Origin of the sequence: Micromonospora sp. NPDC049114 (genome assembly GCF_040648635.1) — a bacterium.
In the GTDB taxonomy this organism is placed as follows: domain Bacteria; phylum Actinomycetota; class Actinomycetes; order Mycobacteriales; family Micromonosporaceae; genus Micromonospora.
In genome coordinates, this window is sequence record NZ_JBEZEA010000023.1 from 701 (window position 1) to 24,140 (window position 23,440).

A 23,440-nucleotide genomic window follows, 5' to 3' on the forward strand; every position below is an offset into this window, starting at 1 on the left:
GCCCGGGACACCCCGACATCGCCGAACCCGAGTCGATCACCCCCGTACGGGACCTGCGCCCAACCGGGTGATCGTGCTCGGTCCGGGAAACACGGACGTCCACCACCGGCGGCGGTTGATCGACTCGACTTCGCTGAAGTCGCGGTATCCGGACGCCCGGGACACCCCGACATCGCCGAACCCGAGTCGATCACCCCCGTACGGGACCTGCGCCCAACCGGGTGATCGTGCTCGGTCCGGGAAACACGGACATCCATCACCGGCGGCGGTTGATCGACTCGACTTCGCTGAAGTCGCGGTATCCGGACGCCCGGATACCGCGACACCGCCGAACCCGAGTCGATCAAGCCGGGGCGGCAAGACGCCCAACCGGATGATCGCGCTCGATCCGGGAAACACGGCCCTCGCGACGCGGGCGAGGCCACTAATCCACGGATCGAGCACGACCAGGCCCGCCGAAACGCCCGCCGCCAGCGGTGTCCGACGGCAAAACGCCCGCCGCCAGCGGTGTCCGACGCCGGGGCCGGCACCCCATGACACGGCGACCTGGGGATCAGGCCACCGCCGGCACCGGACAAACCACCAACCGGACCCGAGCATCCGACGACCGTCCGGGTTGATCGACTCGACTTCTCACGCCACCGGACAAACTGCCCACCGGACCGGAGGGCGCGACCTTGCGGTCTGTCGTGCTTCAGTGGGATTCCGTGTCGTTCCGGGGTGCGCGGTTCTGTCGGGGGACCGTGGGGGTCGCCGGCCAGGGGATCTCGGGGGAGCGGTGGAAGGTGATCCCGGCGGTGGACCAGCGCGGGCCGTGTCCGGCCAGGCGCTCGCGGAACCCGGCCCAGTCGTGCGTGGCGCGGGGTGACCAGCCCAGCTCGGCGATGGCGGGCAGCCGGGGAAACAGCATGAACTCGATGTCGGTGAGCGAGGTGACCGACTCGGTCCACAGCGGGGCCTCCACGCCGAGCACGGCAGTGCTGGGCACGTCGGCGATGTGCGTGCCCGGATCCCAGTCGTACGCCCGACGTACGTCGATGAGGCCGGCCCAGTCGTGCCCGATCGGGGTGTCCTCGGCGTACTTCATGTCCAGGTAGGCGTGGTTGCCGGGGGAGAGGATCAGCCGGGCGCCCCGCCGGACCGCGTCGGCAGTGGTCGGATCTTCGGCGTCGGTGCCCCACCATTGCAGGACCCGCCCGTCGAGGTGCGCCGCCGGGGCGAGCTGGTGCCAGCCCACGACGGCCTTGCCGGTGTCGGCGACGATCCGCTGCGCCCTCTCCACGAAATCGGTGTAGACCGCACCCTTGACCTTGAACGCCTCGTCGCCGCCGATGTGCAGCCACGGACCGGGGGTGAGGGCGGCCACCTCGCCGAGGACGTCGGCGATGAAGTCGTACGTCTGCTCGTCGGCCGGGTCGACGTAGCTGAAGCCGACCTCGGTGCCGGTGTACGGCGGCGGCGCGAGCTTGTCCGGTGCGAGCTGGGGGTACGCGACGAGTGCCGCGTTGGTGTGGCCGGGCAGGTCGATCTCCGGGACGACGGTGACGTGCCGGGCGGCCGCGTGGGAGACGATCCGCCGGTAGTCCGCCTTGGTGTAGTGCCCGCCGGGGCCGCCGCCGACCTCGCTCGCCCCGCCGACGGTGGCCAGCTTCGGCCAGGAGTCGACGGCGATGCGCCATCCCTGGTCGTCGGTGAGGTGCAGGTGCAGGTGGTTGAGCTTGTAGCGGGCGAGGTGGTCGATCACCCGAAGGACGTCCTCGACGGTGAAGAAGTGTCGCGCGACGTCGAGCATCGCGCCCCGGTAGGGGAAGCGGGGGCGGTCCAGGATCGTGCCGCCGGGCAGCGCCCAGCGCGTGGTCACCGGGGTCGGGCTCTCCACGGCGGCGGGGAGCAGTTGCCGGATCGTCTGGACGCCGTAGAAGAGGCCGGTCGGGGTGTCGGCGACGAGGCGTACCGCGGCGGCGGTCACGTCGAGCCGGTAGCCCTGGGCCCCGAGGTCCGTGGTTGGTCGCTCGGTGGCGGGGGCCGGGCTGGCGGGCGTGGCGGCAAGGGTGAGCGTCAGCGTGCCGGTCGGCCCGTCCGTACGGGTGTCGTCGGCTACCGGCAGGAGGAACCCGGTTGCCGGTCGGAGCAGCTCGGCGAGGTGGTCGGCCACCGCGCGGGCGCCCGGGTCGGCGGTGACCCGGATGGCCGTGTCCGCGGTGAGCACGAAGGACGCGGTGGGATCCGCTTCGACCCGTTCCGGTGCCGGTACGACGTCGTCGAGGCGTACCGCGGGGGCGAGCAGGTCGTCGCCGGCCGTGCGCGCGGCGAGCGCGGCCAGGTCCGCGGCCTCCGGCTGGTGCGCGGGCAGCGCGACCGGGTCGGCGGCGGCGGACGGCTCGGGGGTGGGGGAGGAGATCGGGAGGGAGGACACGACGACGGCTCCGGAAGGGGTTATTTCGCGTCGGATATGGCAAAAGCGAGCTTCGGCAGAACCAGTGGCGTCAACAATACGAGGACCGGGGATATTGCGTGATCGTGCGCGTGGAAGCGTTCCCAAAAACCGGTACGAACGCGGATAGTCGTGATGGCTGTGCCTATTGTCACCGAACGGTCCCAGGCCACCCGATCTTCGCTTAACCTTCGCCCTGAACCTTCGTTAAGTGTCAATCCGGCGCGCGTGGGAGGCTCTGGTGGCAGCGCAAGAGACCGACGAACACAAGTACGTCTACGACTTCTCCGAGGGCAACAAGGATCTCAAGGACCTGCTCGGCGGCAAGGGCGCGAACCTCGCCGAGATGACCAACCTCGGCCTGCCCGTCCCGCCCGGCTTCACCATCACGACCGAGGCGTGCCAGGCGTACCTCACGACCGGGCGGGAGCCGGACGGCCTCGCCGGTCAGATCGAGGCGCACCTGGAGGCGCTGGAACGGGCGATGGGCAAGCGCCTCGGCGACCCGCAGGACCCGCTGCTGGTGTCCGTCCGCTCCGGGGCCAAGTTCTCCATGCCCGGCATGATGGAGACCGTCCTCAACGTCGGCCTCAACGACCAGAGCGTGGTGGGGCTCTCCGCCCAGGCCGGCGGGAACGACCGGTTCGCCTGGGACTCCTACCGTCGGCTGATCCAGATGTTCGGCAAGACCGTCTGCGAGGTGCCGGGCGAGGAGTTCGAGCACGCCCTCGACGAGGCCAAGAGCGCCAAGGGCACGCACAACGACCTCGACCTGGACGCGGACGACCTGCGCGGGCTGGTCGACGCGTACAAGAAGATCTTCGCCAAGCACACCGGTCGGGAGTTCCCGCAGCAGCCGCGTGAGCAGCTCGACCTGGCCATCCGGGCGGTGTTCGAGTCGTGGAACGCCGAGCGCGCGGTGCTCTACCGCCGCCAGGAGCGCATCCCGGCCGACCTCGGCACCGCGGTCAACGTGGTGACCATGGTCTTCGGCAACCTCGGCCCCGACTCCGGCACCGGGGTCGCCTTCACCCGCGACCCGGGCAGCGGCGCGCAGGGCATCTACGGCGACTACCTGGCCAACGCCCAGGGCGAGGACGTGGTCGCCGGCATCCGCAACACGGTGCCGTTGCAGGAGTTGGAGCAGCTCGACAAGTCGTCCTACGACGAGCTGCTCGGCATCATGGCCCGGTTGGAGGAGCACTACCGGGATCTGTGCGACATCGAGTTCACCATCGAACGCGGCAAGCTGTGGATGTTGCAGACCCGCGTCGGCAAGCGGACGGCCGCCGCCGCGTTCGTGATCGCCGGGCAGCTCGTCGACGAGGGCCTGATCGATGAGGACGAGGCGCTGCACCGGGTCAACGGCGCGCAGCTCGCCCAGCTCATGTTTCCCCGCTTCCAGCTCGACCACGAGTTCGAGGCGGTCGCCACGGGCATCGGCGCCTCACCGGGCGCGGCGTCCGGCACTGTGGTCTTCACGTCCGCGCGGGCCGTCGAGCTGGCCGCCGAGGGCAAGTCGGTGATCCTGGTCCGCCGGGAGACCAACCCGGACGACCTCAACGGCATGATCGCCGCGAAGGGCATTCTCACCTCGCGCGGCGGCAAGACCAGCCACGCCGCAGTGGTGGCCCGGGGCATGGGCAAGACCTGCGTCTCCGGGGCCGACGCGATCGACGTGAACGTGCCGGCCAAGCAGTTCACCGTGGCCGGGCAGACCGTCAACGAGGGCGACGTCGTGTCCATCGACGGCACCACCGGCAAGGTGTACCTCGGTGAGGTGCCGGTCATGCCGTCGGAGGTCGTGCAGTACTTCGAGGGCAGCCTCGACCCCGAGCACATCGACAACGCGCTGGTCCGGGCCGTACACCGGATCATGACGCGCGCCGACGGGAAGCGGCGGCTGGCGGTCCGAACGAACGCCGACACCGGCGCGGACGCCGCCCGGGCCCGGCGCTTCGGCGCCGAGGGCATCGGGCTGTGCCGCACCGAGCACATGTTCCTCGGTGACCGGCGCGAGCTGGTCGAGCGGCTGATCCTGGCCCGCGCCGCGGACGAGCGGGAGGCGGCGCTGGAGGCCCTTCTGCCGTTGCAGCGGGCCGACTTCGAGGAGATCTTCCGGGAGATGGACGGGCTGCCGGTCACCGTCCGGCTGATCGACCCGCCGCTGCACGAGTTCCTGCCGCCGCTGGAGCAGCTCGCCGTCAACGTCGCGGTCGCGCAGGAACGTGGCGAGGACGTGGCCAAGGAGGAGGCGTTGCTCGCCGCCGTCCGGCGGATGCACGAGGAGAACCCGATGCTCGGGCTGCGCGGCGTCCGCCTCGGACTGGTCATCCCCGGCCTGTTCGCGATGCAGGTCCGGGCCATCGCGGAGGCGGCGGTGGCCTGCGCCCGGGAGGGTCGGGTGGCCAAGCCGGAGATCATGGTGCCGCTGGTCGGAGCCGTGCAGGAGCTGGAGACGGTCCGCGCCGAGGCCGAGAAGATCATCGCTGAGGTGGTCCGGGACAGCGGCGTCGAGGTGCTGATCGGCACCATGATCGAGGTGCCCCGGGCGGCGCTGACCGCCGGGCAGATCGCCGAGGCGGCCGAGTTCTTCTCCTTCGGCACCAACGACCTGACCCAGATGGGCTGGGGCTTCTCCCGCGACGATGTCGAGGGCGCGTTCTTCTGGCGCTACCTGGAGCTGGGCATCTTCGGCATCTCGCCGTTCGAGTCGATCGACCGTGACGGCGTGGGCCGGCTGGTGCGGATCGCCGCCGAGGAGGGGCGGGCGGCCCGGCCCGGGCTGAAGCTCGGTGTCTGCGGCGAGCACGGCGGTGACCCGGACTCGGTGCACTTCTTCCACGAGGTCGGCCTGGACTACGTGTCCTGCTCGCCGTTCCGGGTGCCGGTGGCCCGCCTGGAGGCCGGCCGGGCGGCAGTGGAGACCGACGGGTCGGACAGCCGCTGACGCGGGCGCCGGCGGCGGCCCGAACGACCGGGCCGCCGCCAGCGCGCCCACACCGGCGGCGGGCCGACGCGTCGCCAGCGCCCACACCGGCGGCAGGCCGGGCCGTCGACGGCGCTCAGATCGGCGGGCGACGCCAGGTGGGTCGGGCCGAGCGGCGCAGTTGCGCCGGCAGGGTCGCCATCGGTGTACGCACGGCAAGCGGCGCGTGCGCGTCGGGCACGGCTGTGGCGCCGATCCCGCCACCGCGGGTGTCCAGCACGCGGCCGGCCCGGTGCGCCACCGCCCGGGCCTCCTCGTGCAGCCCGTCCAGATCGTTTGCCGCCGACCCGGTGACGAGTGTCAGCAGGGCGCTGCGCCCGGCCGGGTAGGTGACCACGCAGCCGTCGGAGATGCACACCACCGACTCGCGGAACTCACCCCGCCGGACCGTGTCGGCGACCCGGTGACCGAGCCCGTAGCTGGCCGCGGCGAGCGCGGCGAGGTGGGTGGCGTCGGTGCTCGGCAGGTCGCTGGAGATGAGCAGCCCGTCGGTGCCGGCCAGTACGGCGCCGGCGACCTCGGGTCGGCGTCGCCGCAGCCCGAGCAGTTCGTTGCCCACCACCATGCCTGCATCCACGAGCGTCTCCCTGCCGGTCGGCTCCGCGCCTCGATCGGTTGGTCACGTTCCGCGCTGGGAACGCTACCGGTGGCCACGTGTACCCGCGAGCCCGTAACCCACGGCGATCGGTCGGCAACTGGGGGCCGATCGGCGGTTGCGCGCGCACCGGTGCTGCGTCGCGGGCAGGTCGAGCGGCATCGGCGGGCGTAACCTTGGCTCGCTCACACACGGCCGGCTGTGTCCGCCGTCGACGGGAGAGGTGGCTGCATGACCAGCGTCTGGGAGAACCTGACCATCGACGCCCGCGATCCGGCCCGACTGGCCCGCTGGTGGGCCGAGGCGCTCGGATACCAGGTCGTCACCGAGAGACCGGACGAGGTGGAGATCCGCCAGTCCGCCGACCGCCTTCCCGGGTTGGTCTTCGTTCCGGTGACCGACGCCAAGGAGCGCAAGAACCGGTTGCATCTCGACCTGCGCCCGGCCGACCAGGAGGCCGAGGTCGAGCGTCTTGTCGACATGGGCGCCCGGCACGTCGACATCGGTCAGGGTGACGTCGACTGGACGGTCCTGTCCGACCCGGAGGGCAACGAGTTCTGCGTCCTGCGCCAGAAGTGAACCGCGCCGACGCCAGGTTGGTCGAGGAGCCGCCCAAGGACACCGGGCATCGCCGTTCACCGTACGAGCGTGACCGTGCCCGGGTGCTGCACTCCGCGGCGTTCCGCCGGCTGGCCACCAAGACCCAGGTGCACACCGCCGGCACCGACGACTTCCTGCGGACCCGGCTCACCCACTCGCTGGAGGTGGCCCAGATCGCCCGGGAGATGGGCGCCCGGCTGGGGTGCGACCCGGACGTGGTGGACGTCGCCGGGCTCGCCCACGACCTCGGGCACCCGCCGTTCGGGCACAACGGCGAGGCAGCTCTGGACCTGCTCGCCGCGCCCTGCGGCGGTTTCGAGGGCAACGCGCAGACGCTGCGGGTGCTGACCCGCCTGGAGGCGAAGGTGCTCGCCCCGGACGGTTCGTCGGCCGGGCTGAACCTCACCCGGGCGTCGCTCGACGCGATCGGCAAGTATCCCTGGCCGCGCCGCGACGGGCAGCGAAAGTTCGGGGTGTACGCCGACGACGCGGCGGTCTTCGGCTGGATCCGGGCCGGTGCGCCCGGCGACCGGCGCTGCCTGGAGGCGCAGGTGATGGACTGGGCCGACGACGTCGCGTACTCGGTGCACGACGTGGAGGACGGGATCCACGGCGGGTACGTCGGGCTGCGCCCGCTGCTCGTGGACGCCGACGAGCGGGCCGCGCTCTGTGCCGACGTGGCCGCCGCCTACTCCGGGGAGTCGCCAGCCGACCTGGCCGAGGTGCTGGTCGAGCTGCTGGCTGACCCGCTGCTCGCCCCGCTCGCCGGGTACGACGGCAGCCACCGCGCCCAGGTAGCGCTGAAGGCCACCACGAGCGGCCTGACCGGTCGGTTCGTGTCGGCGGCGGTGACGGCCACCGAGGAGCGGTACGGGCCCGGGCCGCACCGCCGCTACGCCGCCGATCTGGTGGTGCCGAGACGCGTCCGGGCGCAGTGCGCGCTGCTCAAGGGCATCGCCCTGCGCTACGTGATGCGACGCACCGGCTTTCGGGGCCGTTACGAGCGGCAGCGGACGATGCTTGCCGAGTTGGCGGCGGCGCTCGTCGGACGGGCCCCGGACGGGCTCGACCCGGTGTTCGCCCCGCTGTGGCGGGCCGCGCCCGACGACGCGGCCCGGCTGCGCGTGGTGATCGACCAGATCGCCTCGCTCACCGACCCGGGGGCGATGAGTTGGCACGCCCGTCTGGCCGGCGGCGGCGCACCGCCCGAGGCGGACGCGGCAACTTAGGCTAACCTAACTGCATGACGGAACGCCCAAGGAACGTCACCTCGGTCCAGGTGCTGCGCACCGAGCGACCCACCCCGCACCTGATCCGGCTCGTCCTCGGTGGGGACGAGCTGACCGGGCTGCCGGTGGGCGAGTTCACCGACCACTACATCAAGCTGGTCTTTCCGGTGCCCGGCGTCGCGTACCCGCAGCCGCTGGACCTCGCCGCGATCCGCCGTGACCTGCCCCGGGAGCAGTGGCCCCGGCTGCGCGCGTACACCGTGCGGCGGTGGGACCCCCTCGCCGGGGAGCTGACCGTGGACGTGGTGCACCACGGCGACGAGGGGCTGGCCGGCCCGTGGGCCGCGGCGCTGCGCCCGGGCGACCCGGTGCACTTCGTCGGCCCGGGCGGGGCGTACGCGCCGGACCCGGACGCCGACTGGCACCTCCTGGTGGGCGACGAGAGCGCCCTGCCGGCGATCGCCGCCGCCCTGGAACGGCTGCCGTTGGGCGCTGCGGCCCGGGTCCTCGTCGAGATCGCCGACCCGGCGGAGGAGCAGCAGCTGCTCAGCCCCGGCGCCGTGGAGCTGACCTGGCTGCACCGGGGTGACCGACCGGTGGGCGACGCCCTCGTGGCGGCGGTGCGCGAGCTGGAGTTCCCGCCCGGTTCGGTGCACGCCTTCGTGCACGGCGAGGCGACGTTCGTCCGGGAGCTGCGCCGACTGCTGCGCGGCGAGCGCGGCGTGCCGGCCGACCGGCTCTCCATCTCCGGCTACTGGCGGCGCGGCATGGACGACGAGGGCTGGCGCTCGAGCAAGGCGGACTGGAACCGGCAGGTCGCCGCCGAGGAGCCGGCCGCGGCCTGACCGTCAGGCGCCAGCTGCCGGGTCCTCGTCGAGTTTGCCGAGGGCCCGGCTGAGCAGCACGGCGTACCCGACGATCGCCACCGCGAGCAGCAGCAGCATCGGCCGCGGTTCACGCACCCAGGTGGTGACCACGCCGACCGAGACGATCCCGTAGCCGGTGATCGCCAGCCGGCCCGCGCTCGGCCGGGCCCACAGCCAGGACAGGGCCAGGCCGCACAACGTCCAGACGATCACTGAGGCGGCCAGCGCCAGTCGCAGTTCGAGCGGCATGCGGGCCACGTTGTCGTCGACCAGTCGGACCACCTGACCGAGGGCCCAGCCCAGCAGCAACAGGGCACCGCCGAGCGGGAAGTGCAGATAGCCGTACGCCTGCCCGCCGCGCAGTCGGCTCTGCAGCACGCGGGTGGTGACGAAGGCGGTGTAGGCCCACCAGACGGCCGCCGGGATGAGGAAGGCCAGCCCGGCCGTCAGGATCATGTGCGGCGGGGGGTGATCCGGCACCGCGAAGAGCAGGTTGGCCATCGCGCTGCCCAACACGATGATCGTGAACTGGCCGATGCGCTCGGGCAGGTGCCGGTTGTCCACCGGCCAATCGTTGAGCCAGCGCCGGCCGACCCAGGGGGTGGCCAGCTCGATGACCATCGCGATGATCCACAGCGTCGGGCGCGACCCGGTGGGTGCGACGAGCGAGGCCAGCCAGATGAGCCAGCCCGACCCGAACCCGAGCAGGTAGATCGTGGTCACGGTCCGGGCCATCGGGCTGGTCGGCCGGGCCCGCAGATACAGCAGGAGCAGCACACCCCGCACGATCAGGTATCCCACCGGAAGCAGCACGCTCTCGGGCACCTCGTCGACGCCGAGCGTCATCGCGCCGGCGCCGACCAGGGCGACCAGCACCAGCAGCCGGTGCAGCGCGTCGTCCGGGTCGAACCGGTTGTCGTAGAAGACCTGCCCCAGCCAGCACCACTGGATCACCAGGAACAGCCCGATCACGGCCAGCACGGCCGTCGGCGCCGGGGTCGGGTCGTCGCCGAGCCGACGTACGACGGCCGCCAGCGCGTACACGAAGATGAGGTCGAGGAAGAGTTCGAGCCAGGTGGCGTGCCGGTGGCCGGCCTCGTCCTGGGCGGGCGCCACGCCAGGCAGCCCCAGCCGGCCGAGGATCCGGCGCGGCCGGCGGGCGCCGTCACCGCGTACCCTCCGCATCTGGTCATGGTCCCCGCGCGGGCCCGGCGGCCGGGCCGGAACGGGCGAGCCCGACGGCGGCCCCCGCCACACCGGTGTCCCCCGGCCGGCGTGTCATCGGTCCGGCAGGGCAGGATGTACGCCGAGGGGGTGGCGCATGGCTGGGCGGATCCGGGACGAGGACATCGCACTGGTCCGGGAACGCACCTCGATCGGGGATGTGATCTCCGAGACGGTCACCCTGAAGTCCGCCGGCGGCGGCAACCTCAAGGGCCTGTGCCCGTTCCACGACGAGAAGAGCCCGTCGTTCAACGTCTCGCCCGCCCGCAACGTCTGGTACTGCTTCGGCTGCGGGGCCGGCGGCGACGCGATCAAGTTCCTGATGGACGCGGAGCACCTCAGCTTCGTCGAGTCGGTCGAGCGGCTGGCCGGGCGTGCCGGCATCCAGCTGCGCTACGTCGAGGACGACCGGAGCACCCCGCGTCCCCGCCCGCAGCAGGGCCAACGGCAGCGCCTCGTCGCCGCGCACGCCGCCGCTGTCGATTTCTACCGGGCGCAACTCAGCACCGCCGGGGCGCGGCCGGCCCGGGAGTTCCTGGCGAAACGGGGCTTCGACCGGGCCGCCGCCGAGCGCTACGGGTGCGGGTTCGCGCCGGACGGCTGGGACCTGCTCACCAAGCACCTGCGCCAGCAGGGCTTCACCCATCAGGAACTGGTCACCGCCGGGCTGTCCCGGGAAGCCCGCTCGGGCACGCTCATCGATCGGTTCCGGCGCCGGCTGCTGTGGCCGATCCGGGACCTCGGCGGCGACGTGATCGGCTTCGGCGCGCGCAAGCTCTTCGACGACGACGACGGCCCGAAGTACCTGAACACCCCCGAGACGCCGATCTACAAGAAGTCGCACGTGCTCTACGGCATCGACCAGGCCAAGCGGGAGATCGCCAAACAGGGTCGGGCGGTGATCGTCGAGGGGTACACCGACGTGATGGCCTGCCACCTGGCCGGGGTGACGACGGCGGTGGCGACCTGCGGCACCGCGTTCGGCGCGGACCACATCGGGGTGCTGCGCCGGCTCCTGCTGGACACCGACTCGGTGGCCGGCGAGATCATCTTCACCTTCGACGGGGACGCCGCCGGGCAGAAGGCGGCGCTGCGTGCCTTCTCCGACGACCAGCGCTTCGTGGGTCGGACGTTCATCGCGGTCAGCCCCGACAACATGGACCCGTGCGACCTGCGGTTGGCCAAGGGCGACCTGGCGGTCCGCGACCTGGTCGCCCGGCGCGAGCCCCTGGTCGACTTCGCGCTGCGCCACGAGATCAGCCGCTTCGACCTGGACACCGTCGACGGCCGGGTCGAGGCGATGCGCCGGGCCGCGCCGCTTGTCGCGCAGTTGAAAGACCGGGAGAAGCGCCCGGAGTACGTCCGCAAGCTCGCCATGGACCTCGGCATGGAGATCGAGCCGGTGCAGCGTGCGGTGCTCGCCGCCGCCAATACTCCGCCGTCCGGCGGCGGGCGGGACGCCGCACCCGCCCCACGACCCGCCCCGGCCCGTCCCGAACCGGCAGTGGACAGCCCGCAGTCGATGGTCGAACGCGAGGCGTTGAAGCTCGCCCTGCAACAGCCGGTGCTGGCCGGGCCGATGTTCGACGCGGTCGAGGCGACCGAATACCGCAACCCGGTGCACGTCGGCGTGCGGACTGCCGTCGCGCAGGCCGGTGGGGCCGTGTCGGCGACCGGCGGCGCCGTCTGGATCGAGAAGGTCCGCGACGCGTGCGACGACCTGGCCTCGGCGGCGCTGGTCGGCGAGCTGGCCGTGGAGCCGCTGCGGATCGACGGTGAACCGGACCCGCGCTACGTGTCGATCACCATGGCCCGGGTGCAGTTCGGGTCGGTGACGGCCCGCATCCGCGACCTCAAGTCGCGCATCCAGCGGATCAACCCGGTCAACAACAAGGACGAGTACTTCGCGGCCTTCGGCGAACTGCTGTCGCTGGAGCAGCATGCCCGGGCGTTGCGCGAGCAGGCCGCGGGAGGGCTCTAGATGGGACTGTTCAGCCGCAAGCCGAAGCTGCCGCCGGCCGACCGGCCACCGCTGGCCGCCGACGAGCGGGTGCTCGCCTGGTCGGCGGCGGGCAACGGCGAGGGCGACGGGGTCGTCGTGGCCAGCAACCTCGGGCTGTGGCTGCCCGGTCGGGGGCACCGCATCGGCTGGCACGACGTCCTCAAGGCGGTCTGGTCCGGTCGGGAGCTGACCGTCACGCCCGCCGAGACGGTCGTCGAGCGCGACGGCTACACAGTGGTCGTCGACGGGCCGGCCGAGACGTACCTGCTGCTCGACCCGGGTGAGCTGCCGCACCAGGTGCGGGCACGGGTGACCCGTTCCGTCGCGTACACCGAACACCACCCGGTGCCCGGCGGCGCGGCGCGGGTCGCGGCCCGGCGGGTGGCCGGCGTGGACGGTCTGACCTGGACGGTCCGCCTCGACCCCGGCACACCGGCGGACGACGAGGCCCTGCTCGCCGAGACCGACCGCCTGGTCGGCGCGGCCCGCGCCGCCACCGCCCCGGCCGACAGCTGACCGGCCGTCACTTCGCGCCGAGGTCCGTCAGCGCCTTCTCGGCGCCGCGGTGCAGCGGCACCGGCAGGGTCCTGCGGGCCTTCTCCAGCGAGATCCCCTTGGCCGCCGGGTTGGCCTGGGCCAGGACGTCGCGCTTGTCGAACACCGTCCGGGTGATCGCGCAGGCGACGTTGGCGTCCAGGTCCTCGCGGACCAGCAGCACGTTGGGTACGACGATGGTCGGGGTGTCGGACGCCGTCCGGTACACGTCCCGACCGATCGTGCCGGACTGGTAGCCGGGGCTCAGCGCGGTCAGCTTCGGCAGCAGCGCCGAGATGTCGACGAACGCCACAGTGTCGCCGGCGGTGGTGAACAGGTCCGTCACGCCGCCGGTGGGCAGGCCACCGGACCAGAAGAACCCGTCGATGCTGCCGTCCTTCATTCCGTCGACGGTCTTGGCGAGGTCGAGTCGCTGGGCCCGGACGTCCTTGGCCGGGTCGAGGCCGGCAGCCTCCAGCAGCCGGTTCGCGATCGCCTCGGTGCCGGACTTCGGGGAGCCCGTGGAGATCCGCTTGCCGCGCATCCCGGCCACCGAGGTGATTCCGGAGTCCTTACGGACCACCACCTGCGTGTAGTTGTCGTAGATACGGGCCAGCGCCTGCACCGGCTGCGGCGCGCTGAAGCTGCCCTTGCCCTCGACCGCGTTGACCGCCGTGTCGAACAGCGAGAACGCCACGTCGTACTTGCCACTGACCAACTGCTCGACGTTCTGCACCGAGGCGCCGGTCTCGGCGGCGGTGCCGGTGAGCTTGCCGCCGGTCGCCCCGGACAACTGGCCGGCCAGGGCGTTGCCGACCACGTAGTAGACACCTGTCGCGTTGCCCGTGGCGATGCCCACGCGCGTCTCCCGGGTCACCTCGCAGGTGACCTCGCTGGCCGTGTCGTCCTTGGCCGCGCCGCCCTGCTGGCCTCCGCAGCCGGTGACGCCCGTCGTGACGAGGGCGAGCACGCTCAGGCCCGCTGCGAGCCGTACGTCGATTCGTCTCACGGTCTCTCCTTGACAGGGTTGGTCGGTTGTCGACTGGCGGATCGGCCTCGCAGGAACACACCCGTCGCCGCGACGGCGGCCAGCGTCGTGCCCAGGGCGACCGGCACGGGTTCGAGCCAGAGCAGTGTGACGCCGCCGAGAGCGCCGAGCACCCGCTCCGGGGCGCCGGCCCGACCCACGCCGGGCAGCCAACCACCGGCAGCGACAGCGAGCACCGCCACGCCGAGCGCGGTGACCAGGACGGCGACGACGATCCGCTGGACACCGCCGATGCCGAGCAGGCCCAGCCCGGCGGGGGTGATGACGAACGCGATCGGGATCAGGTATGCCGGCAGCGCGTACCGCAGGGTCTGCCACATGGTCGGCACCAGCCGGCCTCCGGTGACGGCGGCCGCGGCGACCGCGGCGAGCGCGGTCGGCGGAGACACCTCGGACAGCACGGCGAAGTAGAAGACGAACATCGCCGCGGCGGGCGCTGTCACGCCCAGGTCGAGCAGGGCCGGGCCGACGATCACCCAACCGATCACGAACGAAGCGGTAACCGGCACGGCCAGGCCCAAGAGAGTGAGCGCGACGGCGGCGAGCAGCGCCGTGAGCACCAGGACCAGCGTCGGGTCCGAGGTGGCCGCCTGCGCCCCGCCGATCAGCAGCGCCGCCGCCTGCGGCCCGAGACCGGTCTTCGTGGTGGTCGCCGTGATGATGCCGGCGGCCGCGCAGACCGCCGTGACGGCCAGGACCCCGCGTACGCCGGTGACGAGCGCGGTCGCCAGCCGGGTCGGGGTGAGCCGGTGCGTGCGGTCCAGGTACGACAGCGCGGCGGCCAGGACGATGGCGAAGACGACGGCCCTCGTCGCGGATACACCTACCGCGAGGAGAACGATGATCGCGATCAGCGACGCGAAGTGGTAGCCGAGCCGGCCCAGCAGCCGCCACGGCGAGTCGACGTCGAGGACGACCGGGCGTACGCCCGACCGGCGGGCGTCGATCTCCACGGCGAGCAGGATGCCCAGGTAGTAGAGCACCGTCGGTATCGTCGCCCAGCCCAGCACCTGAAGGTAGGACACGCCCAGGTACTCGGCGATGATGAACGCCGCCGCACCAAGAGTGGGCGGGGAGAGGATCGCGCCCACCCCGGCCGCGGCCAACATGCCGCCGGCCCGTTCCGGGGGATAACCGGCGCGGCGCAGCAGCGGCCAGGTGACCGCGCCGATGCTCACAGTTGTCGCCGCGCCGGAGCCGGACACGGTGCCGAGCAGGAAGCCCGAGGCCACCGCAGTTCGGCCGGCGGCGGTACGGGAGCGGCGGAACGCCGCAGCCGACAGGTCGACGAAGAACCGCCCGGCCCCGGACAGTTCCAGCACCGCGCCGTAAATGGTGAACAGCACGATGTACGAGGCGGCCACGTCCAACGGGGTGCCGTAGAAACCGCTGTCGGAGTTGTAGAACGCGTCGACCAGTTGACTGAAGTCGAGCCCGGCGTGCGCGACCGGCCAGGACTGCGGCAGCAACCCGCCGTAGTAGCCGTACCCGAGGAACAGCAGGCAGACGGCCGGCAGGATCCAACCTGTCGTGCGGCGGCACGCCTCCAGCAGCAGGAGCAGCAGCACCGTACCCAGCACCAGGTCGCTCGGCGCGAGCAGTCCCTGCCGGTCGAGGAACGCGTTGTAGCCGCCGCCACCCGTACCGATGTGGATCGGCAGGACGGGATACAGGCAGGCCGCCACGGTCAGGGCGGCCAGCACCCAGTCGGTGACGGTGGGCCTGGCGATGTCGCCGTTGTCGCTGCGTCGGCGCGGGCGGGCCCAGCGCGGTAGGCCGGCCGGGTAGGCGAGGAAAACCAGGGGGAGCACGCCGGCCAAGAAGATGATCAGGTAGTACTTGCTGCCCTGCGTGAGTGGGCGGAACACCTGCCAGAGAGCCAGCGCGCCGACCGCCAGCGCCACCGTGCCGAGGAGCAGAGCTGCCGGCCCGGACAGCACCCGACCGGGCTTCTCGTCCTCGAACTGGGCCGCCAGGTCCCGGGTCGCCCGCTCGGCCGCGCTGGCCGGTCCGGCCGGTTCTGTGGTCGCGGTCTGGCCGGTTGGTCCGGCTGCGTCTGCGCTCCCGGCCAGGTCTGCGGTCTCGGCTGCTGGACGTGGTCGGGGTGGCCCGTCGGCGGCGTTCGTGGCAGGCCGGTCGCCGGGTGAGCTGGCTGGCCGGGCGGGTGACGGCGGACCATCGGGCGAGCTGGCGGGCGACACGTGAGGACGATACCTGTCGATTGCCCGTCGTAGTGGGGCGTTGAGCGGCGTTTGCTTCCGGCGGGTCGGGCGCGTGCGTATTTGCGTGGAGGGGTGTCGGACCCGGCGGTTAGGGTCGGGCGGTGACTTCGGGGCGACCACTGATTCAGGCTCGTGGGCTGGTGAAGCGGTTCGGCGACTTCACCGCCGTCGACGGCATCGACGTCGAGGTGCGCTCGGGTGAGGCGTTCGGTTTCCTCGGGCCCAACGGCGCCGGCAAGTCCTCCACCATGCGGATGGTCGGCTGCATCTCCCCGCCGAGCGGCGGCGAGCTGCGCATCCTCGACCTGGATCCGGTCCGCGACGGGCCGGCGATCCGGGCCCGGCTCGGCGTGTGCCCGCAGATGGACAACCTCGACCCGGAGCTGACCGTCCGGGAAAACCTCACGGTGTACGCCCGCTACTTCGGCATCTCCCGCCGGGCCGCCCGGGAACGGGCCGCCGAGCTGCTCGACTTCGTCCAGCTCACCGAGCGGGCCGACAGTAAGGTCGAGCCGCTCTCCGGTGGCATGAAGCGCCGGTTGACCATCGCCCGCGCCCTGGTCAACGATCCGGAGATCGTGCTGCTCGACGAGCCGACCACCGGGCTCGACCCGCAGGCGCGGCACCTGGTGTGGGAGCGACTGTTCCGGCTCAAGCAGCAGGGCGTGACACTGGTGCTCACCACGCACTACATGGACGAGGCCGAGCAGCTCTGCGACCGGCTGGTGGTGATGGACGGCGGGCGGATCGTCGCCGAGGGCTCACCCCGGGCGCTGATCGAGGAGCACTCCACCCGCGAGGTGGTCGAGCTGCGCTTCGCGGCCGAGTCGCAGGAGCCGTTCGCCGGCAAGCTCGACGGTGTGGGCGAGCGGGTCGAGGTGCTGCCCGACCGGGTGCTGCTCTATGTGCCCGACGGCGACGCGGCCGTCGCCGAGGTCGGTGCGCTGGGGCTCAACCCGGCCAACGTCCTGGTGCGGCGCAGCGGCCTGGAGGACGTCTTCCTGCACCTGACCGGCCGCACCCTGGTCGACTGACGGGGGACGCGATCCTTCAGGGCGTGCCGATCCCCGTGGTCGCTGCGAAGTGCGGGCGTGAATGATCTTGCGTACCATCGGCGGGCCCGGTCGACGCATCCGCCTGACGCGGGTTGATCAGGGGAGGTTCCATGTCCGCGTTGGTGACCAGCAGCCGCCACCAGGCCGGGCTGACCGCTCTCTACCTGGGCATCTTCGCGATGGTCTGGTTCAGCGTGCCGGCGGCCGAGCAGCCGTTGCGCGCCCTGCTTGTGGTGGGCAGCGTCGCCGCACTCCTGACCGCCGTGCTGGGCGGCGTGCTGTCGGCACGCACCCGGGGCGCGGTCGGCCCGCGGAACCGGGCCACCGACCGCCGTTACCTGCTCATCGTCGTCGCCGAGTTCGTCGCCGCCGGGCTGGGAGCGGCAGTGCTGGTCGCTGCCGGCTGGTCCGCGTACGTGCCGGTGCTTGTCTGCCTGATCGTCGGACTGCACTTCTTTCCCCTCGCCCCGCTGCTGGGGGACCCACTGCTGCGGCCGCTCGGTGTCGCGTTGTGCGTGGTGGCGGTGGCGGGTCTCGTCGTCGGGCTCGCCTCGGCGGTGTCCCCCGGCCTGGTGATCGGCACGGGTGCGGGCGTACTGCTGCTCGGCTACGCCGTGCAGGCGCTGGCCCGCGCGTACCGGCCGGCCTGACCCGTCCCTGCCGACCGGCCCGACCCGGTCCGCCGGCCGGTCTGACGCGCCGGTCGGCCGGTGGGTCAGCGGGCTCTGGCCCAGGTCAGGAAGCGGTTCGTGAGCAGGTCAGGCGCGGTGCTGCCGCCGATGTCCCCGTCCGCCTCCTGAAGCAGCGTGGCGAGGTAGATCAGCAGGCCGGCCCGGTTCTCGCGGTACTCGCCCAGCAACGCCAGACGCGCTGGCGAGCACGGCCACGCCGCACCACAGACCCGGCAGCGCCAGGAGGGACGCGCCGCCACGTGCGGGCGGTAGCGAGGCATCAGAGCCCTCCGTGGTCGCGAGCTGACGAGGCGAGTCGCACCGGGAACCTCCATCGGGTGGGTGGGGGCGTCCCGGACCGTGTGCGGTCACGGAACGCCCCCCGGCCTGGTTCCGCCCGCCGTCCGACCCCGTGAGCGGTCCCGCTGCGTGACAGTCTGCTGAGGACGCGACTACCGTGGGAGGTTCCGCGCGCCGACGACCAGGGCGTACGGTGATCGGCCCGGCACGGTACGAAGATGTACGGAGGCTGTCCGTGGAGAGTTCGTCCATGCTGGAGCACTTCGCGGAGGAGCTACGGCTGGCCCGGGCAGCCAGCGGCATGTCCCAGGCGACGCTGGCGGAAGCGCTGAGCTATTCCGGGGCACTTGTCGCCAAGGTGGAGACCTCCGAGCGCCGGCCGAGCCTGGACTTCGCGCGTCGGTGCGACGCCGTGTTCGCGACCGACGGGCGCTTCGAGCGCATCCAGCGGCGGATCAGCCGCGAGGCCGTTGTGCCGTGGTTCCGCGACTGGGCCGGCGTCGAACAGGAGACCACCGCGCTGCGGTGGTTCGAGCCGGTCTACGTGCCGGGCCTGTTGCAGACCGAGGGGTACGCCCGCGCCATCCTGGCCGGTGCCGGGCTCTTCGCGGCGGACGAGGTCGAACAGCAGGTGACCGCTCGGCTCGACCGGCAGGGCGTGCTCACCCGGGACCGGCCGCCGCTGCTCAGCGTGGTCATCGACGAGTACACGCTGCGCCGTCGTGTCGGCGGCCCGGAGGTGATGCGCGAGCAGTTGCGTCACCTCGTGAAGCTCGGCTCGGCCCTGCCCCGGGTCCGAATCCAGGTCGTGCCGCTCATCGCCGGTGCGTACGCTGGGCTCGATGGTCCCTTCGTGATCGCCACCGCATCCTCCGGTGAGGATGTCGTCTACCTCGACGGGCAGCGCCACGGTCAGGTGATCGACCGCCCCGAGTACGTCCGGCAGATGGTCGAGGTGTGGGAATCGATCCGGGGTGAGGCACTATCGCAGCAGCAGTCCCTCGACCTGATTGCGGAAGTGGCGGAGACATGGAGCTGACCGACGTCCGGTGGCGCAAGAGCAGCCGCAGCAACGGCAGCGGCGGTGCCTGTGTGGAGGTGGCCGACAGCCTTCCGGGGCTGGTGGCCGTTCGTGACTCGAAGGATCCGGGCGGCCCGGTGCTCGTCTTCACGCCCGACGCGTGGCGCACGTTCGTCGGGTCCGACGCCGTCCGGCGGTAGGTCCCCGGACGGTCGCGCAGCCCGCCCGCTCGGTGCCGGCACCGTCAAGGTCCACTCGGCTTCCTGTAAACCGGGGCATCCGCGGGGCCGGGACACCCCGGAATCCGCGAACCCGAGTCGATCATCGCGCCGGCCCGCCGCCGGTGTGGCGCACGGCAGGTCGAAACCCGGGCGACACGTCGACGGGGTCGCCGTAGGGTGACCGGCGGCCTGTCGTACCCCGGGGGTAGGAAGGTCGGGGACGGGGGTGGTCATGGTGAGTGTGGCGCAGCCGAGGCGGGTGCCCTGGGTGCCGGCGTACGCGGTGTTCGAGCACTACCTGGTGGGTCTTCGGCGCACCTGGCGGGCCGGGGTGTTCTCGTCGTTCCTGCTGCCGGTGCTCACCGTGCTCGGCTTCGGGCTGGGCGTCGGCGCGTACATCGACCAGGGCGTCGACGGGGTGCGCTATCTCGACTGGCTGGTCCCGGGGCTGATCGCCTCGACGGCCCTCCAGGTGACAGTGGGCGACTCGACGTGGCCGGTGTTCAGCAACTTCCAGTGGATCAAGACCTACTTCGCGCAGACGGCGTCGCCGCTGCGCGTGGCCGACATCCTGGCCGGGCACCTGGCCTTCGTGCTGTTCCGGGTGCTCACGACGATCGCGGCCTTCCTGCTGGTCACCGGGTTGTTCGGGGCGTTGCGCTCGCCGTGGGCGCTGGCCACCCTGCCGGTGGTGGCGCTGCTCGCGCTGGCCGGGGCCACGCCGACGTTCGCGTACGCCGCGGTGGTGTCCAGTGACAGTTGGCTGGCGATGCTGTTCCGGTTCGCGGTCATCCCGATGACGCTGTTCGCCGGCGTGTTCTTCCCGGTCGAGTCGTTGCCGGAGGCGCTGCGCTGGCTGGCGTACGCGACTCCGCTGTGGCACGCCGTCGATCTCTGCCGGGCGGCGACGCTCGGGGTCGCCCCACAGTGGTCGGTCGCCGGGCACCTGCTCTACCTGGCTGCCTGGGCGGCCGTCGGTTGGCTGCTGGCGCTGCGCGCCTTCCGCCGCAAGCTCGTCGTCTAGGGAGATCTCGTGGTCACGCTGGTGCTGCCCCGGCTGGTCGACGTCTCCGCCGCCTCCCGGCGGTCGGGGTCGGTGGTCGAGCGCAATCTCGCCGCGCTGAAGTCGGTCTACTGGCTGCTGCTGCTCTCCGGCTTCGTGGAGCCCCTGCTCTACCTGCTCTCCATCGGCGTGGGTGTCGGGACGCTTGTCGGCGACCTGCCGCTGCCCGACGGGCGGCTGGTGGCGTACGCCGCGTTCGTGGCTCCGGCGATGCTGGCCGCCTCCGCGATGACCGGGGCGCTCTCCGAGACCACCTTCAACTTCTTCGGCAAGATGAAGTACATGAAGCTGTACGACGGGATGATCGCCACCCCGGTACGGCCGTTCGAGATCGCCCTCGGTGAGCTGAGCTGGGCGATGTTGCGGGGCAGCGCCTACTCGGCGGCGTTCCTCGGGGTGATGGTCGCGTTGGATCTGACAAGCGTCGTCCACGCGGTCACCGCGCTGCCCGCTGCGGTGCTGGTCGGGTTCGCGTTCGGGGCGCTCGGCATGGCGGTCTCCACAGTCATGCGCAGCTGGCAGGATTTCGACCTGGTGGCGTCCGCGCAGTTCACCCTGTTCCTCTTCTCCGGCACCTTCGTGCCGGCGCAGGCCTACCCGACCCTGCTGCACTGGCTGATCGAGGTCACCCCGTTGTACCGGGCCGTGCACCTGATTCGCGGCGTCGCGCTGGGCACCGGGGGTTGGCTCTGGCTGCTCGACGTGTTCTATCTGCTGGCGCTGTTGGCGGTCGGCCTTTTCGTGGCGTCGCGCCGGATGGGCAGGTTGCTCTACCCGTAGGGGTTATCGCCGCTGTTCGTGGGGCATGTCCTTCGGGCGACACCGCCGACGAAGAGGAGGGGCGATGGCCTCCGACGAGACGTCCGACCACCGTGAGCGCGGCGGGCCGGTCGGGCCCGACGCCGGGCCGGACAGCCCCACCGACCTGCCCGGCAGCGGCTGGAAGGCAGCGCTGCGCCGCACGGTCGCCGAGTTCCAGGACGACAGTCTGACCGACTGGGCGGCGGCGCTGACCTACTACGGAGTGCTGTCCATCTTCCCGGGCGTGCTGGTGTTGATCTCCATCCTCGGCCTGCTGGGCACCAGCGCCACCGAGGGCGTCAAGGACACGGTCAACCAGGCGGTGCCCAACGAGAGCATCCAGAAGATCATCGAGGATGCGATCCAACAGGCGCAGGGCAGCGGAGGGCTGGCCAGCGTCGCGGCGATCATCGGTCTGCTGGCCGCGTTCTGGTCCGCGTCGGGTTACATCGCCGCGTTCATGCGCGCCTCGAACACGATCTACGACGTGCCGGAGGGTCGGCCGATCTGGAAGACCCTGCCGATCCGGGTCGGCGTGACGGCCGTGATCGGCGTGCTCCTGCTGGCCTGCGCGGTGATCGTGGTCTTCACCGGCCGACTCGCCGAACTGGTCGGGAACGCGGTAGGCCTCGGCTCGACGGCCGTCACGGTGTGGGACATCGCCAAGTGGCCGGTGCTGCTGCTCCTGGTCAGCCTGATGTTCGCGATCCTCTACTGGGCCTCGCCGAACGCGCGGCACGGCGGGTTCCGCTGGGTCAGCCCGGGTGGGGTGCTCGCCGTGGTGATCTGGCTGGTGATCTCCGGTCTCTTCGCCCTCTACGTGAGCAACTTCGGCTCGTACAACAAGACGTACGGTGCGCTGGCCGGCGTGATCGTCTTTCTGGTCTGGCTCTGGCTGAGCAACATCGCGATCCTGCTGGGCGCCGAGTTCGACGCGGAGTTGGAGCGCGGCCGGGCCATCTCGGCCGGCCACGCTGTCGACGACGAGCCGTACCTGGAGCTGCGCGACGACCGCAAGCTCAGGAAGAAGCGGAATTCGGCTGCCAAGCGCTGACCTGATCGCACAGCAGCCGCTCGCGCAGCTGCCGGAGTTCGCCACCGGGCCCGGTTCCGAGCTCCTCCGCGAGGTGGTCGTGCAGACGCCGGTAGACGCCGTGTGCCTCCACCTGTCGCCCCTCCCGGTACAACGCCAGCATGAGCAGCGCCTGTAGGCGCTCCCGGGAGGGGTGTTCGGCGGCCAGTTCGATCAGGTCGGCCAGCACCTGGCGGTGTCGGCCGAGCCGCAGCTCCAGGTCGTAGCGCTCCTCGGCGGCGAGCAGCCGCAGTTCGGCAAGTCGCGCCGCGGCGGGTTCCAGTGCGGGGCTGTTCAGCCCGTCCAGCGCCGGACCGCGCCACAGGGTCAACGCGCCCTGGTAGAGGGCTACCGCGCGGGCGGTGTCGACCTCGGCGGCCTGCCGGGCCCGCCGGACGGTCTCGGCGAACTCCCGCGCGTCCACGTACGCGTCGGACACGTCCAGTTGGTAGCCGTCGGGGCGGGTGACCACGATGTTGGCGTCACCGCCGTGTCGGACGAGGTGCCGCCGCAGCGCCCCGACCTGGTTCTGTACCTGCTTGCGGGCGGTCCACGGCCCCGCGTCGTCCCAGCATGCCTCGATCAGGCGGTTGACCGACAGCCAACCCTCGCTGGCGACCAGGAGCGCGGCCAGGATCCGTCGTTGACGGGGCGCGGGCAGATCCACCGGCGTGCCTGAAGAGCGAACCTCCAGCGGGCCGAGAATGGCGAATTCCACGTTTCTCCGTTCGGTGGGCCGGGTGGCCCGCAGAGCCGTGCCAAGGCTCACGGCACGGTCGTCGGCCGAGTCATGCCCGCCGATGACATGACGATGACGGATCCGTGCGGTCGCGGTGCCGGGGATGTGCCGTACGAATGAGCCGATGGGTCAGAGTGCCAGTAACGACGCGCTTCCGCTAATAGCGGGGAAGGAGCCCGTTGTGGCTTCAATATCCATTGTCGGCATCCTATTCGTCAACTGTGTGGCGGCGGCGTTGCTGATGCAGGCTGCCGCCGCGAAGACCGTGGACGGCACGCAGTTGGGACGTGCTCTTTCCGAGATCGGCCTGCCCTGGGCGTCCGGGTCCGGCCTCGTGCGGCTGGTGGCCCTGCTGGAACTGTGCGCCGCGGTGGCCCTGGTCGTGGAGCCCACTCGACGTGCGGGTGCGCTGCTGGTGGCGGCGCTGGGACTGTCGTTCGCGGTGGTCGGTCTGGTCGGCGCGGTCCGGGGCAGCGAGGAGCCGTGCGGGTGTTTCGGCCGCACCGAGGGTGCTCCTTTCGGACCGGTCAACATCGCCATCGGTGTCGGTCTGCTGGCCGTCGCGGTGGGCAACCTGGCCGTCGTCGACGCTGCCGCCAACCAGCCCGCCGGGCCGGTGATCGGTGCCGCGCTCGCCGCGCTGCTGCTGTCGCTCTACGCCAACCGTCGCTGGATTCTCCCGATCGTACGACCGCTGTTCCCGCAATCCGACCGGGTGTGACGGGCGCTTCTCCACCACGAAGGGTAATGAACG

The 23,440-nt window shown here is 71.7% G+C and carries 20 protein-coding genes and 1 pseudogene; 14 read left to right on the plus strand and 7 right to left on the minus strand.

Annotated features, from left to right (window positions below):
* Positions 1 to 694: 694 nt before the first annotated feature.
* Complete coding sequence (locus AB0B39_RS32175; RefSeq protein WP_357576165.1) at positions 695 to 2,416, minus strand: beta-N-acetylhexosaminidase; 1,722 nt, start codon at positions 2,414 to 2,416, stop codon at positions 695 to 697.
* Between the two features lie 259 nt (positions 2,417 to 2,675).
* Here AB0B39_RS32175 and ppdK point away from each other — a divergent pair, with 259 nt between their 5' ends.
* A complete protein-coding gene (gene ppdK, locus AB0B39_RS32180) occupies positions 2,676 to 5,384 on the plus strand; it encodes a pyruvate, phosphate dikinase (RefSeq protein ID WP_357576166.1) in 2,709 nt (902 codons plus the stop codon).
* A gap of 115 nt (positions 5,385 to 5,499) precedes the next feature.
* On the opposite strand, the gene AB0B39_RS32185 is transcribed toward ppdK, so the two are convergent.
* On the minus strand, positions 5,500 to 6,000 hold the full coding sequence (locus AB0B39_RS32185) for a roadblock/LC7 domain-containing protein (RefSeq protein ID WP_357576167.1): 501 nt from the start codon (positions 5,998 to 6,000) through the stop codon (positions 5,500 to 5,502).
* A gap of 249 nt (positions 6,001 to 6,249) precedes the next feature.
* Between AB0B39_RS32185 and AB0B39_RS32190 the strand changes: the two genes are divergently transcribed.
* Genes AB0B39_RS32190 through AB0B39_RS32200 form a run of 3 tightly spaced genes read left to right on the plus strand, consistent with a single transcriptional unit; the run spans position 6,250 to position 8,692 of the window.
* Positions 6,250 to 6,597 carry a VOC family protein gene (locus tag AB0B39_RS32190; RefSeq protein WP_357496290.1) on the plus strand — a complete coding sequence of 116 codons (348 nt, stop codon included), beginning with the start codon at positions 6,250 to 6,252 and terminating at the stop codon, positions 6,595 to 6,597.
* Positions 6,594 to 7,847 (plus strand): deoxyguanosinetriphosphate triphosphohydrolase, encoded by a 1,254-nt coding sequence (locus tag AB0B39_RS32195; protein ID WP_357496292.1) that lies wholly within the window; start codon positions 6,594 to 6,596, stop codon positions 7,845 to 7,847. Before AB0B39_RS32190 ends, AB0B39_RS32195 begins: the two co-directional genes overlap by 4 nt.
* Before the next feature lie 14 nt (positions 7,848 to 7,861).
* Complete coding sequence (locus AB0B39_RS32200) at positions 7,862 to 8,692, plus strand: siderophore-interacting protein (protein WP_357496294.1); 831 nt, start codon at positions 7,862 to 7,864, stop codon at positions 8,690 to 8,692.
* A gap of 3 nt (positions 8,693 to 8,695) precedes the next feature.
* Here the strand turns inward: AB0B39_RS32200 and AB0B39_RS32205 are convergent, their stop codons facing one another.
* Positions 8,696 to 9,898 (minus strand): low temperature requirement protein A, encoded by a 1,203-nt coding sequence (locus AB0B39_RS32205; protein WP_357496296.1) that lies wholly within the window; start codon positions 9,896 to 9,898, stop codon positions 8,696 to 8,698.
* Between the two features lie 114 nt (positions 9,899 to 10,012).
* Between AB0B39_RS32205 and dnaG the strand changes: the two are divergent.
* Positions 10,013 to 11,918, plus strand: a pseudogene (gene dnaG, locus AB0B39_RS32210) (DNA primase).
* On the plus strand, positions 11,919 to 12,455 hold the full coding sequence (locus AB0B39_RS32215) for a hypothetical protein (protein ID WP_357496298.1): 537 nt from the start codon (positions 11,919 to 11,921) through the stop codon (positions 12,453 to 12,455).
* 7 nt (positions 12,456 to 12,462) lie between these two features.
* Here the strand turns inward: AB0B39_RS32215 and AB0B39_RS32220 are convergent, their stop codons facing one another.
* Both AB0B39_RS32220 and AB0B39_RS32225 read right to left on the minus strand, forming a co-directional pair.
* Positions 12,463 to 13,482, minus strand: coding sequence for a TAXI family TRAP transporter solute-binding subunit (locus AB0B39_RS32220; RefSeq protein ID WP_357496300.1), 1,020 nt, complete (start codon positions 13,480 to 13,482; stop codon positions 12,463 to 12,465).
* Positions 13,479 to 15,722, minus strand: a complete 2,244-nt coding sequence (locus AB0B39_RS32225; RefSeq protein ID WP_357576168.1) for a TRAP transporter fused permease subunit — start codon at positions 15,720 to 15,722, stop codon at positions 13,479 to 13,481. Before AB0B39_RS32225 ends, AB0B39_RS32220 begins: the two co-directional genes overlap by 4 nt.
* A gap of 122 nt (positions 15,723 to 15,844) precedes the next feature.
* On the opposite strand from AB0B39_RS32225, the gene AB0B39_RS32230 reads away from it, so the two are divergent.
* Positions 15,845 to 16,777, plus strand: a complete 933-nt coding sequence (locus AB0B39_RS32230; RefSeq protein ID WP_357576169.1) for an ABC transporter ATP-binding protein — start codon at positions 15,845 to 15,847, stop codon at positions 16,775 to 16,777.
* Between the two features lie 131 nt (positions 16,778 to 16,908).
* Positions 16,909 to 17,448, plus strand: a complete 540-nt coding sequence (locus AB0B39_RS32235; RefSeq protein WP_357496304.1) for a hypothetical protein — start codon at positions 16,909 to 16,911, stop codon at positions 17,446 to 17,448.
* 65 nt (positions 17,449 to 17,513) lie between these two features.
* Here AB0B39_RS32235 and AB0B39_RS32240 read toward each other — a convergent pair whose 3' ends face one another.
* On the minus strand, positions 17,514 to 17,750 hold the full coding sequence (locus tag AB0B39_RS32240; protein ID WP_357496306.1) for a flavin reductase: 237 nt from the start codon (positions 17,748 to 17,750) through the stop codon (positions 17,514 to 17,516).
* 254 nt (positions 17,751 to 18,004) lie between these two features.
* Here AB0B39_RS32240 and AB0B39_RS32245 point away from each other — a divergent pair, with 254 nt between their 5' ends.
* The 5 genes from AB0B39_RS32245 (at position 18,005) to AB0B39_RS32265 (ending at position 21,929) form a co-directional block, all read left to right on the plus strand.
* Entirely contained in the window at positions 18,005 to 18,808 is an 804-nt protein-coding gene (locus tag AB0B39_RS32245) for a helix-turn-helix transcriptional regulator (RefSeq protein ID WP_357496308.1), read from the plus strand.
* Positions 18,799 to 18,990 (plus strand): DUF397 domain-containing protein, encoded by a 192-nt coding sequence (locus tag AB0B39_RS32250; protein WP_357496310.1) that lies wholly within the window; start codon positions 18,799 to 18,801, stop codon positions 18,988 to 18,990. The genes AB0B39_RS32245 and AB0B39_RS32250 overlap by 10 nt, the downstream gene beginning before the upstream one ends.
* A gap of 247 nt (positions 18,991 to 19,237) precedes the next feature.
* Complete coding sequence (locus AB0B39_RS32255; RefSeq protein WP_357576170.1) at positions 19,238 to 20,035, plus strand: ABC transporter permease; 798 nt, start codon at positions 19,238 to 19,240, stop codon at positions 20,033 to 20,035.
* Between the two features lie 9 nt (positions 20,036 to 20,044).
* Entirely contained in the window at positions 20,045 to 20,854 is an 810-nt protein-coding gene (locus tag AB0B39_RS32260) for an ABC transporter permease (RefSeq protein WP_357576171.1), read from the plus strand.
* Between the two features lie 64 nt (positions 20,855 to 20,918).
* Positions 20,919 to 21,929, plus strand: a complete 1,011-nt coding sequence (locus AB0B39_RS32265; protein WP_357496316.1) for a YihY/virulence factor BrkB family protein — start codon at positions 20,919 to 20,921, stop codon at positions 21,927 to 21,929.
* Here the strand turns inward: AB0B39_RS32265 and AB0B39_RS32270 are convergent.
* Entirely contained in the window at positions 21,895 to 22,665 is a 771-nt protein-coding gene (locus AB0B39_RS32270; protein ID WP_234588893.1) for an AfsR/SARP family transcriptional regulator, read from the minus strand. The two genes, AB0B39_RS32265 and AB0B39_RS32270, sit on opposite strands and share 35 nt — an antisense overlap.
* A 145-nt stretch (positions 22,666 to 22,810) precedes the next feature.
* On the opposite strand from AB0B39_RS32270, the gene AB0B39_RS32275 reads away from it, so the two are divergent.
* Entirely contained in the window at positions 22,811 to 23,407 is a 597-nt protein-coding gene (locus AB0B39_RS32275) for a MauE/DoxX family redox-associated membrane protein (protein ID WP_357576172.1), read from the plus strand.
* The last annotated feature ends 33 nt before the right edge of the window (positions 23,408 to 23,440 follow it).

Excerpts from the sequence above, each read along its gene's own strand:
- AB0B39_RS32190 (WP_357496290.1), top strand. The coding sequence starts at position 6,250 with ATGACCAGCGTCTGGGAGAACCTGACCATCGACGCCCGCGATCCGGCC.
- AB0B39_RS32200 (WP_357496294.1), top strand. The coding sequence starts at position 7,862 with ATGACGGAACGCCCAAGGAACGTCACCTCGGTCCAGGTGCTGCGCACC.
- AB0B39_RS32205 (WP_357496296.1), bottom strand. The coding sequence starts at position 9,898 with ATGCGGAGGGTACGCGGTGACGGCGCCCGCCGGCCGCGCCGGATCCTC.
- AB0B39_RS32215 (WP_357496298.1), top strand. The coding sequence starts at position 11,919 with ATGGGACTGTTCAGCCGCAAGCCGAAGCTGCCGCCGGCCGACCGGCCA.
- AB0B39_RS32235 (WP_357496304.1), top strand. The coding sequence starts at position 16,909 with ATGTCCGCGTTGGTGACCAGCAGCCGCCACCAGGCCGGGCTGACCGCT.
- AB0B39_RS32240 (WP_357496306.1), bottom strand. The coding sequence starts at position 17,750 with ATGCCTCGCTACCGCCCGCACGTGGCGGCGCGTCCCTCCTGGCGCTGC.
- AB0B39_RS32250 (WP_357496310.1), top strand. The coding sequence starts at position 18,799 with ATGGAGCTGACCGACGTCCGGTGGCGCAAGAGCAGCCGCAGCAACGGC.
- AB0B39_RS32265 (WP_357496316.1), top strand. The coding sequence starts at position 20,919 with ATGGCCTCCGACGAGACGTCCGACCACCGTGAGCGCGGCGGGCCGGTC.
- AB0B39_RS32275 (WP_357576172.1), top strand. The coding sequence starts at position 22,811 with ATGGGTCAGAGTGCCAGTAACGACGCGCTTCCGCTAATAGCGGGGAAG.